This is a genomic window from Nocardioides kongjuensis (assembly GCF_013409625.1).
Taxonomy (GTDB): Bacteria; Actinomycetota; Actinomycetes; order Propionibacteriales; family Nocardioidaceae; genus Nocardioides; species Nocardioides kongjuensis.
On sequence record NZ_JACCBF010000001.1, the window covers coordinates 3,269,131 to 3,283,819 of the forward strand.

A 14,689-nucleotide genomic window follows, 5' to 3' on the forward strand; every position below is an offset into this window, starting at 1 on the left:
CCTTGTCCTGCGGGGAATTCCTCAGTTGGTGGCGCCGGCGGCGTGCAGCGCGGCGAGGTAGCCGAAGACCATCGCGGGACCGATGGTCGCGCCGGCACCGGCGTAGTCGTTGCCCATGACCGAGGCGGCCACGTTGCCGGTGGCGTAGAGGCCGGTCACGGCGTTGCCGTCGGCGTCGAGCACCTTGCCGAGGCGGTCGGTCACGAGACCGCCCTTGGTGCCGAGGTCGCCGGCCTCGATGCGCACGGCGTAGTACGGCGCGTTGTCGACGGCGCCGAGCACCGGGTTCGGCAGCGTCGGGTCGCCGTAGTAGCGCTCGTAGGCGCTCTCGCCGCGGCCGAAGTCGGCGTCCTCGCCGCTCGCGACGATCTCGTTCCAGCGCTGCACGCTGGCGGTGAGGGTCGCGGCGTCCATGCCGGTCAGGCGCGCCAGCTCGTCGAGGGTCGAGGCCTTGTGGGCGGTGCCGGCGTCGTACCACTTCTGCGGCAGGTCGGCGCCCGGGACGGTGGCGCCGAACGGGTAGCGGCGGCGCGCGGTCTGGTCCATCACGAACCACAGGTAGGGGTGGCCGTGGGCGATCTGGTCGTGGACGAAGGTGACGTACGGCGACGCCTCGTTCGTGAACCGCTCGCCCTTCGGCGAGAGGATCACCGAGTTGGGGATCGACCGCTCGGAGACGAGCGAGTGCACGCGGCCGTCCGGCTTGCGCACCGCCGGCATCCACCAGGCGTCGTCCATCAGGTCGAGCGCACCACCGGCAGCGTGGCCGATCAGGATGCCGTCGCCGGTGTTGGTGTCGGCGCCGCCGGAGACGTCGGCGCGACCGACCTCGGGGAGGTACTCCTTGCGCATCGCCTCGTTGTGGTCGAAGCCGCCGCTGGCGATGATCACGCCGCGCCGCGCCCGGATCCGGTACGACGCTCCGTCGCGCTCGACGACGGCGCCGACCACGGCGCCGTCCTCGTCGCGGACGAGGTCGAGCAGCGGGGTCTCCAGCCAGACCGGGACGCCGGCGTCGCGCAGCGAGATCCGCAGCCGGGCGACCAGCGCCTGGCCGAGGGAGACCATCTGGCGGCGGCGCAGCTTGTTGAGCGTCGACCTCACGCCGAGCTTGAGCGCACGCCAGCGGCCGCGCCAGGTGCGGGTGACCATGTTGAGGTGCACGTAGTCGGCCGAGGTGATGATCAGGCCGCCGGGGACCTTCATCGCGCTGCCGCGCTGGGTGTAGGCGAGCTCGCCGAGCTGGTGCATGTCGAACGGGGGGCACTCGACGGAACGGCCCTCGGGACGCCCCCCAGGCGCCTCGGGGTGGTAGTCCGAGTAGCCGGGGCACCAGCTGAAGGTCAGGTGCCGGGCGTGCTTCTCGAACATCTCGAACATGGCCGGGCCGTGGTGGGCGTAGGCCACCAGCCGGTCGCGGCCGATCGAGCCCTGGGTGATGTGCTCGAGGTACTCGACCACCCGCTCCTCGGGGTCCGTGATGCCCGCGCGGGCCAGGGTCGGGTTGTTCGGGACCCAGATGCCGCCACCGGACAGCGCCGTCGTGCCGCCGTACGTCGTGGCCTTCTCGACGAGCAGGGTGTCGAGGCGGGACAGGGCGCCGGTGAGCGCGGCGGTCATGCCGCCCGCGCCCGCGCCGACCACGAGCAGGTCGACCTCGTGCTGCCAGGCCGTCGTGGTCGGGTCCGTCATCGTGTCCTCCTGGGGTGCTGCTCGGGTCGTGGGCGTGCGGCCCTAGACAACGCACTGGCGTGCCCCGGTGGGGCGGAAGTCCCGTTCAGCGAGAAGCGCCGGAACCGAGTGCGTCGAGCACGGCGAGGTGGCCGAAGACCATGCTGGCCGCGATCGGGTTGCCGCCGCCGGGGTACGTCGTACCGGTCACCGCGGCCATCGAGTTGCCGGCCGCGTAGAGACCGGCGATGACCGTGCCGTCGGGGCGCAGCACGCGGGCGTGCTCGTCGGTGACCAGGCCGCCCTTGGTGCCGAGGTCGGACAGGCCGAAGGCGACCGCGTGGAACGGGCCCTTCTCGATCGGGACCAGCGGCGAGCCACCGCCGGCGAAGGAGCGGTCGTAGGGCTCGTCGCCGCGGCCGAAGTCGGGGTCGTGCCCGGCCGCCGCGTGCTCGTTGAACCGGGCGACGGTGGCCTCGAGGGCGTCGGCCGGTACGCCGATCGCGGCCGCCAGCTCGGCGACGGTGTCGGCGGTGTGCCAGAGCCCGGCGGCGACGTACTCCTCCGCGGGGGCGAGGGGCAGCGTCGTCGAGCGGACCGGCGGCAGCGCGCCGTCGCGGTCGTCGTGGACCATCCAGTACCTCTCACCCACGCGGCCCGAGCGCTGGGCGTCGATGACGTCACGGCCGAGGCGGTCGTAGGGCAGCGACTCGTTGACGAACCGCTCGCCGTCGGCGTCGACGAAGATCCCCCCGGTGAACCAGAGCGAGAACGACGTGGTGCCGTCGGGGTGCGCGATGCCGGGCGCCCACCAGGCCTGGTCCATCAGGTCGGTGGCGGCGCCGATGTCGATGCCGGCCTGGATGGCGAGGCCACGGTTGGACGCGGGGCCCATCGCACCGCTCACGGCGCCGGGGACGCCGTGCTGCTCGCGCATCGCGGCGTTGTGCTCGAAGCCGCCCGAGGCGAGGACGACGCCGCGGGTGGCGCGGACGCGGCGCTCGCCGGCGACCAGACCGACGACGCGGCCGTCCTCGACGACCAGCTCGGTGCAGGCGGCGTCGAGGCGCAGCTCGGCCGTGTCGAGGCGCCCGAGGGCCAGCAGGAAGCGGCCGATCAGGGCCTGACCGCCGATCAGGGTGTCGGCGGGGGCCGCGCCGGCGCGGTCGACCTTGAGCGGCGGGCGCAGCTGCTCCGCGAGCGGGCCGAGCTCGGCCGGGTCGAGCGGCAGCGCGCGGATCTGGCGCTCGACCGCGGCCCCGGGGACCGAGCCGAAGTAGTCGGGCCACGCGAACGGCTCGAACGCGAAGGCGTCGTCCTCGAGCAGCCGGTCGACCAGGGCCGGTCCGGTGGCCAGGAAGGTGTCCTGCAGGGTGCGCGGGGTGCGGTCGCCGACCACGGCGTGGAAGTAGTCGCGCGCCTCGTCGGCGTCGTCGTGGCCCGCGGCGCGCAGCACGGTGTTGCCCGGGAACCAGATGCCGCCTCCCGAGTAGGCGGTGGTGCCGCCGTACGCGCCGCCGGCCTCGACGAGCAGCACCGAGGCGCCCGCCCGCGCTGCCGTCCAGGCGGCCGTCATGCCGCCCCCGCCGGAGCCCACCACCACGACGTCGAAGGTCTCGTCCCACTCAGGATTGCTCGTCACGGACCGGGAGCCTGCGGCCGTCCTCGGCCCGCCGTTCGGGGTCTCCCGCTGAGTGGGACTCCGCGACGTGACCGCCCTCACGGGCCGGACGCTCCTCGTCTGGCCCCGTACGACGGGCCGGTGAACCACGAGGAGGAGAGTCCATGCGCGTCCTGATCACGGGAGTCGCCACCGAGGACGGGCGCGACGTCGCCCGCCTGCTGCTGGCCGCCGGCCACGAGGTCGTCGGAGTCGGGCAGCACCGCTACCTGGACCCGGGCGTCACGGTGGTCGCCGACGTCGCCGCGGCCGGCTCCGTCGATGCCGTCGTGCACCTCGGCGGCGGTCCGCTGCGCGTCGCACCCGGCACCCGGGTCGTGCTCCCCACCCCGCTCGGCGGCACCCACGCCGCGGCGGCCGCCCTGTCCTCCGCGGGCGCCGAGGTCGTCGTCGTCGAGGTCGCCCCGGTGGCCGGTCGTCGTACCGACCGCGCGGCGCTGCAGACCCTGGCCGACCTGCTCGCGAGCGACTCGGCCGCGCTGCAGGTGGTGCACCACGACGACCTGAACCGCGCCCTGGCCGCCGCCGTCTCGGCCGAGCCCGCCGGGCCGTTCACGCTCGCCGCGCCCGGGACCGTCACCGGCACCGAGGCGCGCAAGCTGCTGCAGGTCGCCGGCGTGAAGCCGGCCGTCCCCGGCGTCTCCGCCCGTCCCGCCGCACCGCTCGCCGAGAGCGCCGTCCCCGCCGGCTTCGGCTACGGCTGGACCGCCCGCGAGGCCGTCGAGGACCTCGTCCGCGGCCTGCGCGGCACCCGGATCACCAAGCGCGGCGCCGAGGTCGAGTCGGGCCGGTTCGGCCTGCCGACGTACGTCGTCCCGAACAACCTGCCCGCGAGCGACGGCGGCACCCTCGTGGCCGCCGGCCCGGAGGACCTCCAGGGCGAGTTCGACACCCTGCTCGACCCGCGCCTCGCCGTGCTGACGGCGACCAACACCTCCGAGGCGCTGCCGGGCCCGCTCACTCCGATGTCGCTGGACCTCCAGCTCGGCGCGCAGCGGATCTCCAACGAGGGCATGGGCCGCATGCTCGCCCTCGAGGGTGCGGCGCTGGAGCAGCAGACCAGCCTGGTGCTGGGTGTGCTCGGCCACTGCGTCTACATCAACGCGTCGGTCGGCGTGAACATCGTCGAGAACATGCCCGGCTGGGACGAGGCCACCGTCCGCAAGGACGTCTACGGCAACATCCCCGAGGACGTCGTCTTCCGGCCCCAGGGCGGGCCGCCGATGCCGACGGGCCTCGCCAGCCGGATCGCGACCTTCACCGCCACCAGCCGGGTGATCGCCCGGGCCCGGAAGTTCAAGGAGGAGGCCGAGGCGGTGCACGCGGCCGCGGTCGCCGAGAGCCTGGGCGCCGAGCAGGTGGCAGCGCTGAGCGACGACCAGCTGCACACCCGCGCCCTGCTGTGGCGCGACCGCCTCGCCCACGCCTGGTCGGTCGCCTCGATCGGCGTGATGATGACCAGCGCCGCCGACGGGATCCACGAGCGCGGCAAGAACCCCGAGCACGTCGCCGTCGACGTCGAGCTCCTCGAGTCGGCCCGCACCATGCTCGCCGTCGAGCGGCTCGCCGACGAGCTGCGCGGCGACGACCACCTGCTCAAGCTGGCCCGCGAGGGCGACGTCGAGGCGCTGCGCGCGGCGTCCCCCGCGTTCTCGGCCGCGCTCGACGCCCAGCTCGCCGTCATGGGCCACCGCGGTCCCGGCGAGTGCGAGCTGGAGAACCCGTCCTTCTCCGACCGGCCGGCCCACCTCGTCGGCTCGGCCGCCGCCGCGGCCGCCCGGCCCGCCGCCGCCCGCGAGGCCGTCCCGGCCATGAGGTCGCGCACCGGCAAGATGGCCGCCGGCGCGATCCTGGCCCGCGAGCGTGCTCGCGACGGCGTGGTCCGCTACACCCACGACCTGCGCCTCGCCGTACGCGAGCGCGGGAACCGCCTGGTGGCGGCCGGCCGGCTCGCCGCCGCGGACGACGCGTTCTACCTGACCCTCGACGAGCTCTTCGTCGACCCCAGCAGCCTCGACGAGCGGGTCGCCCGGCGCCGTGCCGAACGGGTCCGGCTGCAGGGCGTGCGGATGCCCGACGTCGTCGTCGGCACCTGGGCGCCCGAGGGCGTCCACTCCGGGGTGGGCGTCGGCGACACCATCGGCGGCATCGGCGTCAGCGCCGGCGTCGTCGAGGGCCGGGTCCGCGTCCTGCGCTCCCCCGACGACGACATCGAGCCGGACGAGGTCCTCGTCGCCTCCGTCACCGACGTCGGCCACACCGCGATGTTCGGGTACGCCGCCGCCGTCGTCACCGACATCGGTGGCGCCGCCTCCCACGCCGCCATCGTGGCCCGCGAGTTCGCCATCCCCTGCGTCGTCGACACCAAGCACGCCTCCACCAGCCTCGCCGACGGCATGCTCGTCCGTGTCGACGGTGCTGCCGGCACGGTCGAGGTGCTGGAGGGCTGACCCGGCAGAAACTGGCCCGAAGCTCCCGCCGACCCGGCAGAAACTGGCTCGCATGCCCGCCACTTTCTGCCGGGTCGGCGTCTTTTCGGGGCCACTTCGCGCCGGGTCGGCGGAACGAACGAGCCCCCGGGTGCGGGGGCACCCGGGGGCTGTGGTCGTGCGCGAAGGAGAGGTGGCGCTACTTGACGTCCTTCTTGAACAGCGCGGTGATGACCTTCTGGTAGCCCGGGCCCATGATCCGCGGCAGCACGGCCATGAACTTCGCGTCGTTGCCGCACAGGATCTGGGCCTTGTCCTTGCGGATGCCCTTGATGATGATGTCGGCGCACTCCTCGACGGTCATCTTGGCGATCCGGTCGAAGTTCGCGGCGAGCTGGGCGACGTCGCGGTCGCCGCCGGCGCGGGCCTTCTTGGCGATGTCGGTGCGGATCGAGCCCGGGTGGACGCTGCTGACACCCACCTGGTGCCCGTACATCCTCATCTCCTGGCGCAGCGCGTCGGTGAAGGCGCGGATGGCGAACTTCGTCGCGTTGTAGCCGCCCTGGGTCGGGCACGCGACGAGGCCGAACATGCTGGAGATGTTGGCGATGTGGCCGTCACCGGAGGCGATGACGTGCGGCAGGAACGCCTTGGTGCCGTGGACGACGCCCCAGAAGTTGATGTTGACGATCCACTCGAGGTCCTCCCAGCTGACCTCCTCCACGCTGGCGACCAGCGAGACGCCCGCGTTGTTGACGACGACGTTGACCTTGCCGAAGTCGGCGACGACCTCGTCGGCGTGCTTGAGGACGGCGTTGCGGTCGGTCACGTCGACCTCGTACGCACGGGCCTCGGCGCCGGCCCTGCGGCACAGCTCGGCGGTCTCCTCGACGTTCGCGATGCTGCGGCCGGACACGGCCAGGCGGGCGCCCTCCCGGGCGAGCTGGACCGCCAGCTCGCGGCCGATCCCGGCCCCGGCGCCGGTGATCACGACGACCTTGCCGTTGAAGTCCTTCATGGTGTTCTCCTTGTCGTGCGCTCGGCGGCAGGGTGCCTAGAGCGAGGTGAAGCCGCCGTCGGCGACGAACTCGGACCCGGTGCTGTAGCTGGACTCGTCGGAGATCAGGAACAGCACGAGGTTGGCGATCTCGACGGCCTCGGCCTGGCGCGCCAACGGCTGGTGCTTCGCACCTTCGTGCGACCGCGCGGAGCTGGCCGTCATCTCGGAGCGGGTGAAGCCCGGGTGCACAGAGTTGACCCGGATGTTGTCGGGGCCGAGCTCCTGGGCCGCGGTCTTGGTCATGCCGCGCACGGCCCACTTCGAGGCGACGTACCCGACGATCCGCGAGTACGCGATCAGGCCGCCGGTCGAGGAGATGTTGACGATCGAGCCGCCCACGCCGGCTGCGGAGGCCCTGCGCAGCGAGGGGATCGCCGCCTTCATGCCGAGGAAGACACCGACCTGGTTGACGTCGATGACGCGGCGGTAGTCGGCCTCGGAGTGCTGCTCGATCGGGTCGACGTGCACGATGCCGGCGTTGTTGACCAGGCCGGACACCGGGCCGAAGGTGGCCTCCGCAGCGGCGACCGCCTGCTCCCAGCCGTCCTCGCTGGTCACGTCGAGGGCGACGTACGACGCCCGCTCGCCGAGCTCGTCGGCGAGCGCCTTGCCCTCGGCCTCGAGCACGTCGGCGATGACGACGCGGGCACCCTCCTCGACGAGCCGGCGCACGCACGCGGCACCGATGCCGCGGGACCCACCCGTGACGATGACGACCTTGTCGGCGACGCGGCCGGGAACCGGATCGGAGGCAGGGGTGGACTGGCTGGTGATGGAGGTCATGACGGTAGGGAAGCCCCGCCGTCGGCGCCCTCGGCCGGGGATCCCGATCAGCGGGACCTTCGTGCCCAGAGCGGTGTGGCGTCCATAACGTCGCAGCATCGGCAGGCCTCTCGGGCCCTGTCCCCACCAGCCCCACCACGAGGAGATCGAAGATGACCGCGGTGCACAACAGCACGGCCGCCGACGAGGTCCGCCACATCGAGTTCGAGGCCGCCCCGGCCCGGTTCGCCCGCGGCTGGCACTGCATCGGCCTCGAGAAGGACTTCCGCGACGGCAAGCCGCACTCGATCCAGGCGTTCGGCACCAAGCTCGTCGTGTGGGCCGACAGCCAGGGCGAGATCAAGGTCCTCGACGCCTACTGCCGCCACATGGGTGGCGACCTGTCGCAGGGCTCGATCAAGGGCGACGAGGTCGCGTGCCCCTTCCACGACTGGCGCTGGGGCGGCGACGGCCGTTGCAAGCAGATCCCGTACTCGCGCCGGGTCCCGCTGCGCGCCCGCACCCGCACCTGGCACGCGATGGCCCAGGACGGCCTGGTCTTCGTGTGGCACGACCACGAGGGCAGCGCCCCGATCCCCGAGCAGGCCATCCCGCTCATCGACGGCGGCCCGTCCGACCCGACCTGGACCGACTGGGCGTGGGCGACCACGGTCGTCAACACCAACTGCCGCGAGATCATCGACAACGTCGTGGACATGGCGCACTTCTTCTACGTGCACCACGCCTTCCCGACGTACTTCAAGAACACCTTCGAGGGCCACACCGCCACCCAGCTGCAGAAGGGCGTCAACCGCGACGACATGCGGCCCGCCGAGGTCGCCATCGGTGCCCCGAAGCGGCTGGGGAACACGTCGGTCGCGACGTACCACGGCCCGTCGTTCATGATCGACGACCTGATCTACCACTACGAGCACGGCGACACCCGCACCGTGCTGATCAACTGCCACTACCCGATCGACGAGAACTCGTTCATGCTGCTCTACGGCATCAGCATGCAGCGCCCCGAGGTGGAGGACGACGACCCGGCCGCCGCCGACGCGCTCGCCGCCAAGATGGTCGCCACCGTGCGCCTCGGCTTCGAGCAGGACGTCGAGATCTGGAAGAACAAGACCCGGATCGACAACCCGCTGCTGTGCGAGGAGGACGGCCCCGTCTACCAGCTGCGCCGCTGGTACGAGCAGTTCTACGTCGACGCCGACCAGGTCACGCCCGAGATGACCGACCGCTTCGAGTTCGAGCTCGACACCACCAAGCCGGTCGAGGCCTGGCAGCGCGAGGTCCAGGAGAACGTCGCCCGCCGCGCCGAGGCGGCCGCCGCCGAGGCCGCAGCCGCGGCGGTCCCCCAGACCCAGGACGCCTGATGGGCGTGCGGCCGGACAACCGGCTGGCCGACGCCCCCATGCACCCGGTGGCGTGCGCGTCGTGCGCCGCCCGGGTGCTGGTCCGCAAGGCCAGCTGGCAGCAGACCTCGGTCCAGTGGTCCGACGACGCCATGGCCGCTTGCTCGTCCTGGTCCCCCGGCTCCGCCGTCAAGGGCCTTCCCCCGGTCTGCGACCGGCTGCGCGACAGCATCGCGCAGGCCGTCGTGGACGGGACGCTGCCGGTCCTGGCACCCGAGGACGACTGACCTCCTCACGGAGCCGGGGAGTAGGTTCGCAGGCGTGCCCGACGTCCTCCCCCAGCTGCGCCTGGACCTGTCGGCGCTCGACCACAACATCGCGCTCCTCGCGGACTGGTGCCGCGAGCAGGGCGTCGTCCTGGCTCCGCACGTGAAGACCACGATGACCCGGCCGATCGTCGAGCGGCAGCTGGCCGCCGGCGCCTGGGGCGTCACCGTGGCCACCGTCGCCCAGGCCGCGATCGTGCGCGACTGGGGCGTCGACCGGATCGTGGTCGCCAACCAGGTCGTCCAACCCGCCGAGCTGGCCCGCCTCAGGTCGTGGCTCGAGGCCGACGCCTCGCTCGACCTGTGCTGCCTGGTCGACTCCGTGGCCGGCGTCGGGATCGCCGCCGGTGCGTTCGCCGGCGCCGCCCGGCCGTTGCCGGTCCTCCTCGACGTCGGTGCGCCGGCCGGCCGCACCGGCGTCCGGACCCCTGCGCAGGCCCTCGACGTGGCCCGAGCCTGTGCTGCCGCGCCCGGCGTCGTCCTGGTCGGCGTCTCCGGCTACGAGGGCGTGCGCCCCAACACCCGCGACGCGGCGACCGTGGCGCTCGTCGACGAGCACTGCCGTACGACGCTCGAGGTGCTCGACCAGCTCCGCCCCCTGCTGGAGACCTCCCGCCCGGTGCTCACCCTGGGCGGCTCCGCGTTCCCCGACCGCGCGCTCCTCGCGGCCGCCGGCGCCGACGTGATCGACGGGGTCGAGGTCGTCCTCCGGTCGGGCTGCTACGTCACGCACGACCACGGCACCTACGCCGAGGTGTCGCCGTTCCCGGGCCTGCGCCCCGCCCTCTCGGTGCGCACCGTCGTCCTCTCCACGCCCGAGCCCGGACTGGTCGTGCTCGCCGGTGGCAAGCGGGAGCTGCCCCACGACGCCGGCCTCCCCGTCCTCCTCCCCGACCCACTCACCGACCCACTCACCGACCCACTCACCGACCGGGGCCCCGCCCGCGGCACCGCGGTACGGATCTACGACCACCACCTGGTGCTGGAGCAGGCGAGCGGGCTCGCGGTCGGGGACGTCGTCGACCTCGGCATCTCCCACCCGTGCTCGGCGTTCGACAGGTGGCCGGACATCGCGGTGGTCGACGCGGCAGGCGACGTCGTGGGCACCTGGCACCCCCGGTTCCACTGACGGCCCGCAGGCCGGCAGGGGCGCTCAGACCAGCCGGTCGACGTAGGCGACGACCCGGTTGAACAGAGCCGTGACGGCGACCGGCGTGGTGACCCGCGGCGCCGGCGGCTCGGCGAGCTCGTAGAGCAGCGGGGTCGCGTCGGCCAGGCCCGCCTCGGCCGCCACCCGTGCCGCGACCCGGGCGGCGTCGCGCACCGCGACCGGGTCGACGGTCCACACGGTCTCGAAGACCCGCTCCCGGTCCGGGACCCCCGCCTGGCCGGGCAGCTCCCAGGCCGACAGGCACGCCGTCGAGTCGAGCGCGTCGCAGACGACCGCCCACTCGCGGCGCATCGGCGCGTCGGGTGCCAGGTCGACCCGTACCGGCCCGCGCTCCGCCCGGGAGCCGGGGTCCCACTCGTCGGCGAAGACGACCGCGGAGCGGGCGACCCGGGTCAGCTCGGCCCAGCGTCCGGCGGAGGCCTCGTAGAACCTCCCGCGCTGGAAGGCGCCGAAGAGCACGGGCCGGTCGGCCACCGCGCAGCACTCGTCCTCGATGGCCCACGACAGGGCGATGAGCGTTGACTTCCGCAGCCGGTGCACGGCGAGCGTGGGGTGGCGACGTCGCAGCTCGGCGAAGATCGACGGGCTCGTCGGCGCGGCGCTCGCCGCGGCCTCGGCGATCGCCACCTCGAGGCGGATCCCCGCGGCCTTGCGCCGCAGGACCTGCCGCACGAGGTCGACGTCGGCCTCGGAGTAGCGGCGGTGCCCGCTGGCCAGCCGGCGCGCCTCGGGGAACCCGTGCCGCGACTCCCACATCCGCAGCACGGCCGTGCTCACGCCCGCGCGGCGTGCCAGGTCGCCGATGGTCAGCTCGTCGTCCCCGCCGGCCTCGTCGGCGACGCCCGATCCTGCCGGGGGTTGCGCCGCGCCGAGGTCCTGGTCCATGCTCATAGCCTAATCTTAAACAGATTGTTGATGTTTTTGTTTAGGTCACTGGGAGGCCCCATGAGCACGGCGAACCTGTCCGACCCCGACCTGCGGCGCCTCCTCGTGCGTGCCGCGACCGGGGACGTCGAGGCCTTCCTCGACTTCTACGACGCGACCTGCGCCGTCACCTGGCGACTGGAGCTGTGCCGCCACGGGCACGCCGACCGGGCGAAGGACGCGGTGACGAGGAGGTACGTCGGCGCCTGGCTGCACGCCGCCGCGCAGGCCCGGTCGGGGCTGAGCGCGCGAGCGTGGCTGCTCAGCCTCTCCCCCGACCTGATGCCGCCCCTCGCGTGGGACGACGTCGCCCGGGTCGGCGCCTGATGGTCCCCGTCCTCGTCGTCGGCGGTGGCCTCGCCGGGCTCGCGTGCGCCGCCCGGCTGCACCGGGAGGGCGTGCCGGCACTGGTCCTCGAGGGTGGCGAGCGCGTGGGGGGCCGCGTGGGCAGCGACGTCGTCGACGGGTTCACGCTCGACCGGGGGTTCCAGGTGCTCAACACCGCCTACCCCGCACTGCGCCGGACCGTCCGGCTGCAGGACCTGGACCTGCGCCTGCTGCCGAGCGGGGTCCGCGTGCGGCGGGAGGGGCGTCTGCACGACCTGCCCCACCCGCTGGCATCGCCCGCTGCGCCCCTGCGCGCACTGACCTCGGGCGCCACCGGGCTTCGCGGCAAGGCAGCCCTCGCACGCTACGCCGGCGGCGTGCTCACCGCCGGGCCGCGGCGGCTGAAGGACAGGCCCGACGTCACCGCGGGCGAGGCGTGGGCCGGGCTGCCCACCGCGCTGGTGCGGGACGTGCTGGTGCCCTTCGTCTCGGGCGTCGTCCTCGAGGACGAGATGACGACCAGCCGCGTGTTCACGGACCTGATGATGCGCATGTTCGCCACGGGCCGCTCCGCGGTCCCGTCGGGTGGCATGCAGGCGCTTCCCCGGTCGCTCGCCCAGCGGCTGCCCCCGGCGGCCGTCCGGCTGGAGAGCCCCGTCGCCGAGGTGCGTGCGGACGGGGTCGTGCTCGCCGACGGCACCACGGTCGAGGCCCGCGCAGTCGTGGTGGCGACCGATCCCTGGCAGGCGCCGGCCCTCGTCCCGGCCCTGGGCACGGCACCGCAGGCCCACGGCGTGACGACGTACTGGTTCGCGGCGGCACCGTGGCGCGGTCTCGACGGCACGCTCACCGTCGACGCCGACGGGTCGGGGGTCACCAACTCGATCGTCATCACGGCGTCGGCGCCGTCGTACTCGCGTGACGGGCGGGCACTGGTGGCCACCTCGGTGCTCCACACGGACGGCCGGGCGCGGGTGGACGCCGACACGGCGCGGCGCACCGCCGCCGTCCTGCACCGGGCGCCCGACGACGACTGGGAGCTCGTCGCAGCACACGACGTCCCACTCGCCCTGCCCGCGATGACCGCGCCCCACCCCCTGCGCCGGCCGGCGTACCTGCCCGCGGCGGGGGTGTGGGTCGCCGGCGACCACCGCGACACCAGCTCGATCCAGGGGGCCCTCGTGTCCGGCCACCGGGTCGCCGGATCCGTGCTCCGCCACCTGTCGGCTCCGTCGCGGACGGCCACCCGGGACCGGAGCACGCGGTGAGCGCCTCCACGGCACCCGTCCTCGTCGCCGGCGGCACCGGCTTCGTCGGCAGCCGCCTCGTCACCGCGCTCGTCGAGCAGGGCAGGGAGGTGCGCGTGATGACCCGGCACCCCGATCGTTACCGCGGCCCGGGGACGCCCGTGCACGGCGACGTCAGCGATCCCGCCACGCTCGACGGACCCCTCGACGGCTGCGCGGCGGCGTACTACCTCGTCCACTCCCTGGGCCACGACGACTTCGAGACCCGCGATGCCCGTGCCGCGCAGACCTTCGGGACCCGGGCCGCACGCGCCGGGCTGGAGCAGCTCGTCTACCTCGGCGGCCTCGGCCGGGACGGCGACGACCTGTCGGCCCACCTGCGCAGCCGGCGCGAGGTGGAGTCGCTCCTGGGTGCCGGCGGCGTCCCGGTCACCGTGCTGCGGGCCGGCATCGTGGTCGGCCACGGCGGCATCTCCTGGGAGATCACCCGCCAGCTCGTCGAGCACCTGCCCGCGATGGTCACGCCCCGGTGGGTGCGCACCCGGACCCAGCCGATCGCGGTCGCCGACGTGGTCCGCTACCTGGTCGGGGTGCTCGGTCACCCGGACGCGGTCGGGCGGGTCTTCGAGATCGGCGGGCCTGACGTGCTCGAGTACGCCGAGATGCTCGGGCGGGTCGCCGCGGTCGAGGGACGCCGGCTGCCGATCCTGCCGGTGCCCCTGCTCACCCCCGGCCTCTCGTCGCGCTGGCTGGCGCTGGTCACCGACGTCGACGTGCGGGCCGGACGCAACCTCGTGGACTCGATGGTCAACGAGGTCGTGGTCACCGACACGAGCGTCCGCGACGTCGTACCGTTCCAACCGATGACCTACGACGACGCGGTCCGCATGGCGCTCATGGAACGCGCCGCTGCCCGATGACGCGCGGGTCGCGGCTCGACCGCCTGCTGCCGAAGCCCCTGTCGCACGTCGCCGTCGCCGAGGTGGTCGAGCTCCCGCCCGTACGCCGCCGGCGCCGCCGTGTCGTCGCGGCGACGGCCGTGACCGGCGCCGGCCTGCTGGGCGCCTCCCTCTCGACCCCGCCCGGGTCCCGTGAGTTCTACCTGTCCACGGCCGCGGTCGCCGGGGTGTGGACCGCGGGCGGCCTCGCCTCCGGTCCCCTCCACCTCGGCTGGATCGAGAGCCGGGACTCCACGCTGCGCCGCCCGCTGGTCACCCCCGTGGCCACGGGGGCCGCCGCGTTCGGCCTCTTCTACGGCGCGGCGCTCGTCGCCCAGCGGGTGCCCGTGCTCGGCGACGCGGTGGCCCGCGTCCTGCGCTTCGCCGACGAGGGCGACGACCGCCTGGTCCTCGCGACCACGCTCGCCAACGGCATCGGTGAGGAGGTCTTCTTCCGGGGCGCCCTGTACGCGTCCCTCGGCAGGCGGCACCCGGTCGCGACGTCGACGGCCGTCTACACGCTGGCGACCGCGACGACCCGCAACCCGGCGCTGGTCCTGGCCGCGAGTGCCATGGGCACCCTGTTCGGGCTCCAGCGCCGCGCCTCCGGAGGACTGCAGGCGCCCGTCATCACCCACGCGGTCTGGTCGGCGCTCATGCTGCGCTTCCTCCCCCCGCTCTTCCGTCGCCGGGCGACCACTAGGCTCGGTCCGGGCCGTTAGCTCAGTTGGTAGAGCACCGGACTTTTAATCCGAGGGTCGTCGGTTCGAGCCCGACACGGCCTACCCAGAG

13 protein-coding genes and 1 tRNA gene are annotated in these 14,689 nt (G+C 73.8%); 9 read left to right on the top strand and 5 right to left on the bottom strand.

Going from position 1 to position 14,689, the window contains the following annotated elements; translation table 11 throughout:
* Positions 1 to 21 precede the first annotated feature (21 nt).
* Both BJ958_RS15755 and BJ958_RS15760 read right to left on the bottom strand, forming a co-directional pair.
* On the bottom strand, positions 22 to 1,692 hold the full coding sequence (locus BJ958_RS15755; protein ID WP_179727885.1) for an FAD-dependent oxidoreductase: 1,671 nt from the start codon (positions 1,690 to 1,692) through the stop codon (positions 22 to 24).
* Positions 1,693 to 1,777: 85 nt separating this feature from the next.
* Complete coding sequence (locus BJ958_RS15760; protein WP_179727886.1) at positions 1,778 to 3,313, bottom strand: FAD-binding protein; 1,536 nt, start codon at positions 3,311 to 3,313, stop codon at positions 1,778 to 1,780.
* Between the two features lie 143 nt (positions 3,314 to 3,456).
* Here BJ958_RS15760 and BJ958_RS15765 point away from each other — a divergent pair, with 143 nt between their 5' ends.
* A complete protein-coding gene (locus tag BJ958_RS15765) occupies positions 3,457 to 5,802 on the top strand; it encodes a PEP-utilizing enzyme (protein WP_179727887.1) in 2,346 nt (781 codons plus the stop codon).
* Positions 5,803 to 5,980: 178 nt separating this feature from the next.
* Here the strand turns inward: BJ958_RS15765 and BJ958_RS15770 are convergent, their stop codons facing one another.
* Positions 5,981 to 6,799 (bottom strand): SDR family NAD(P)-dependent oxidoreductase, encoded by an 819-nt coding sequence (locus tag BJ958_RS15770; RefSeq protein ID WP_179727888.1) that lies wholly within the window; start codon positions 6,797 to 6,799, stop codon positions 5,981 to 5,983.
* A gap of 36 nt (positions 6,800 to 6,835) precedes the next feature.
* Complete coding sequence (locus tag BJ958_RS15775; protein ID WP_179727889.1) at positions 6,836 to 7,624, bottom strand: glucose 1-dehydrogenase; 789 nt, start codon at positions 7,622 to 7,624, stop codon at positions 6,836 to 6,838.
* Between the two features lie 152 nt (positions 7,625 to 7,776).
* On the opposite strand from BJ958_RS15775, the gene BJ958_RS15780 reads away from it, so the two are divergent.
* The 3 genes from BJ958_RS15780 to BJ958_RS15790 are packed head-to-tail and all read left to right on the top strand — an operon-like array spanning position 7,777 to position 10,419.
* Positions 7,777 to 8,985, top strand: a complete 1,209-nt coding sequence (locus tag BJ958_RS15780) for a 3-ketosteroid-9-alpha-monooxygenase, oxygenase component (protein WP_179727890.1) — start codon at positions 7,777 to 7,779, stop codon at positions 8,983 to 8,985.
* Positions 8,985 to 9,251: a hypothetical protein gene (locus tag BJ958_RS15785; protein ID WP_179727891.1), complete on the top strand. Its 267-nt coding sequence runs from the start codon at positions 8,985 to 8,987 to the stop codon at positions 9,249 to 9,251. The genes BJ958_RS15780 and BJ958_RS15785 overlap by 1 nt, the downstream gene beginning before the upstream one ends.
* A 34-nt stretch (positions 9,252 to 9,285) precedes the next feature.
* Positions 9,286 to 10,419, top strand: coding sequence for an alanine racemase (locus tag BJ958_RS15790; protein WP_179727892.1), 1,134 nt, complete (start codon positions 9,286 to 9,288; stop codon positions 10,417 to 10,419).
* 24 nt (positions 10,420 to 10,443) lie between these two features.
* Here the strand turns inward: BJ958_RS15790 and BJ958_RS15795 are convergent, their stop codons facing one another.
* The gene (locus BJ958_RS15795; RefSeq protein WP_179727893.1) at positions 10,444 to 11,352 is read right to left on the bottom strand and encodes a DICT sensory domain-containing protein; all 909 of its coding nucleotides are present in this window, start codon (positions 11,350 to 11,352) and stop codon (positions 10,444 to 10,446) included.
* Positions 11,353 to 11,406: 54 nt separating this feature from the next.
* Here BJ958_RS15795 and BJ958_RS15800 point away from each other — a divergent pair, with 54 nt between their 5' ends.
* From BJ958_RS15800 to BJ958_RS15820, 5 genes are all read left to right on the top strand, one after another.
* Positions 11,407 to 11,712: a sigma-70 family RNA polymerase sigma factor gene (locus tag BJ958_RS15800; protein WP_179727894.1), complete on the top strand. Its 306-nt coding sequence runs from the start codon at positions 11,407 to 11,409 to the stop codon at positions 11,710 to 11,712.
* On the top strand, positions 11,712 to 12,980 hold the full coding sequence (locus tag BJ958_RS15805) for an FAD-dependent oxidoreductase (RefSeq protein ID WP_179727895.1): 1,269 nt from the start codon (positions 11,712 to 11,714) through the stop codon (positions 12,978 to 12,980). Before BJ958_RS15800 ends, BJ958_RS15805 begins: the two co-directional genes overlap by 1 nt.
* Positions 12,977 to 13,879 carry an NAD(P)H-binding protein gene (locus tag BJ958_RS15810; protein ID WP_179727896.1) on the top strand — a complete coding sequence of 301 codons (903 nt, stop codon included), beginning with the start codon at positions 12,977 to 12,979 and terminating at the stop codon, positions 13,877 to 13,879. The genes BJ958_RS15805 and BJ958_RS15810 overlap by 4 nt, the downstream gene beginning before the upstream one ends.
* A complete protein-coding gene (locus BJ958_RS15815) occupies positions 13,876 to 14,619 on the top strand; it encodes a CPBP family intramembrane glutamic endopeptidase (protein ID WP_179727897.1) in 744 nt (247 codons plus the stop codon). Before BJ958_RS15810 ends, BJ958_RS15815 begins: the two co-directional genes overlap by 4 nt.
* Positions 14,610 to 14,682, top strand: a tRNA-Lys gene (locus BJ958_RS15820). Before BJ958_RS15815 ends, BJ958_RS15820 begins: the two co-directional genes overlap by 10 nt.
* Positions 14,683 to 14,689 lie beyond the last annotated feature (7 nt).

Bases quoted from the DNA above. Each gene is read 5' to 3' on its own strand.
- BJ958_RS15795 (WP_179727893.1), bottom strand. From the start codon at position 11,352: ATGAGCATGGACCAGGACCTCGGCGCGGCGCAACCCCCGGCAGGATCG.
- BJ958_RS15770 (WP_179727888.1), bottom strand. From the start codon at position 6,799: ATGAAGGACTTCAACGGCAAGGTCGTCGTGATCACCGGCGCCGGGGCC.
- BJ958_RS15785 (WP_179727891.1), top strand. From the start codon at position 8,985: ATGGGCGTGCGGCCGGACAACCGGCTGGCCGACGCCCCCATGCACCCG.
- BJ958_RS15765 (WP_179727887.1), top strand. From the start codon at position 3,457: ATGCGCGTCCTGATCACGGGAGTCGCCACCGAGGACGGGCGCGACGTC.
- BJ958_RS15815 (WP_179727897.1), top strand. From the start codon at position 13,876: ATGACGCGCGGGTCGCGGCTCGACCGCCTGCTGCCGAAGCCCCTGTCG.
- BJ958_RS15755 (WP_179727885.1), bottom strand. From the start codon at position 1,692: ATGACGGACCCGACCACGACGGCCTGGCAGCACGAGGTCGACCTGCTC.
- BJ958_RS15800 (WP_179727894.1), top strand. From the start codon at position 11,407: ATGAGCACGGCGAACCTGTCCGACCCCGACCTGCGGCGCCTCCTCGTG.
- BJ958_RS15780 (WP_179727890.1), top strand. From the start codon at position 7,777: ATGACCGCGGTGCACAACAGCACGGCCGCCGACGAGGTCCGCCACATC.
- BJ958_RS15805 (WP_179727895.1), top strand. From the start codon at position 11,712: ATGGTCCCCGTCCTCGTCGTCGGCGGTGGCCTCGCCGGGCTCGCGTGC.
- BJ958_RS15775 (WP_179727889.1), bottom strand. From the start codon at position 7,624: ATGACCTCCATCACCAGCCAGTCCACCCCTGCCTCCGATCCGGTTCCC.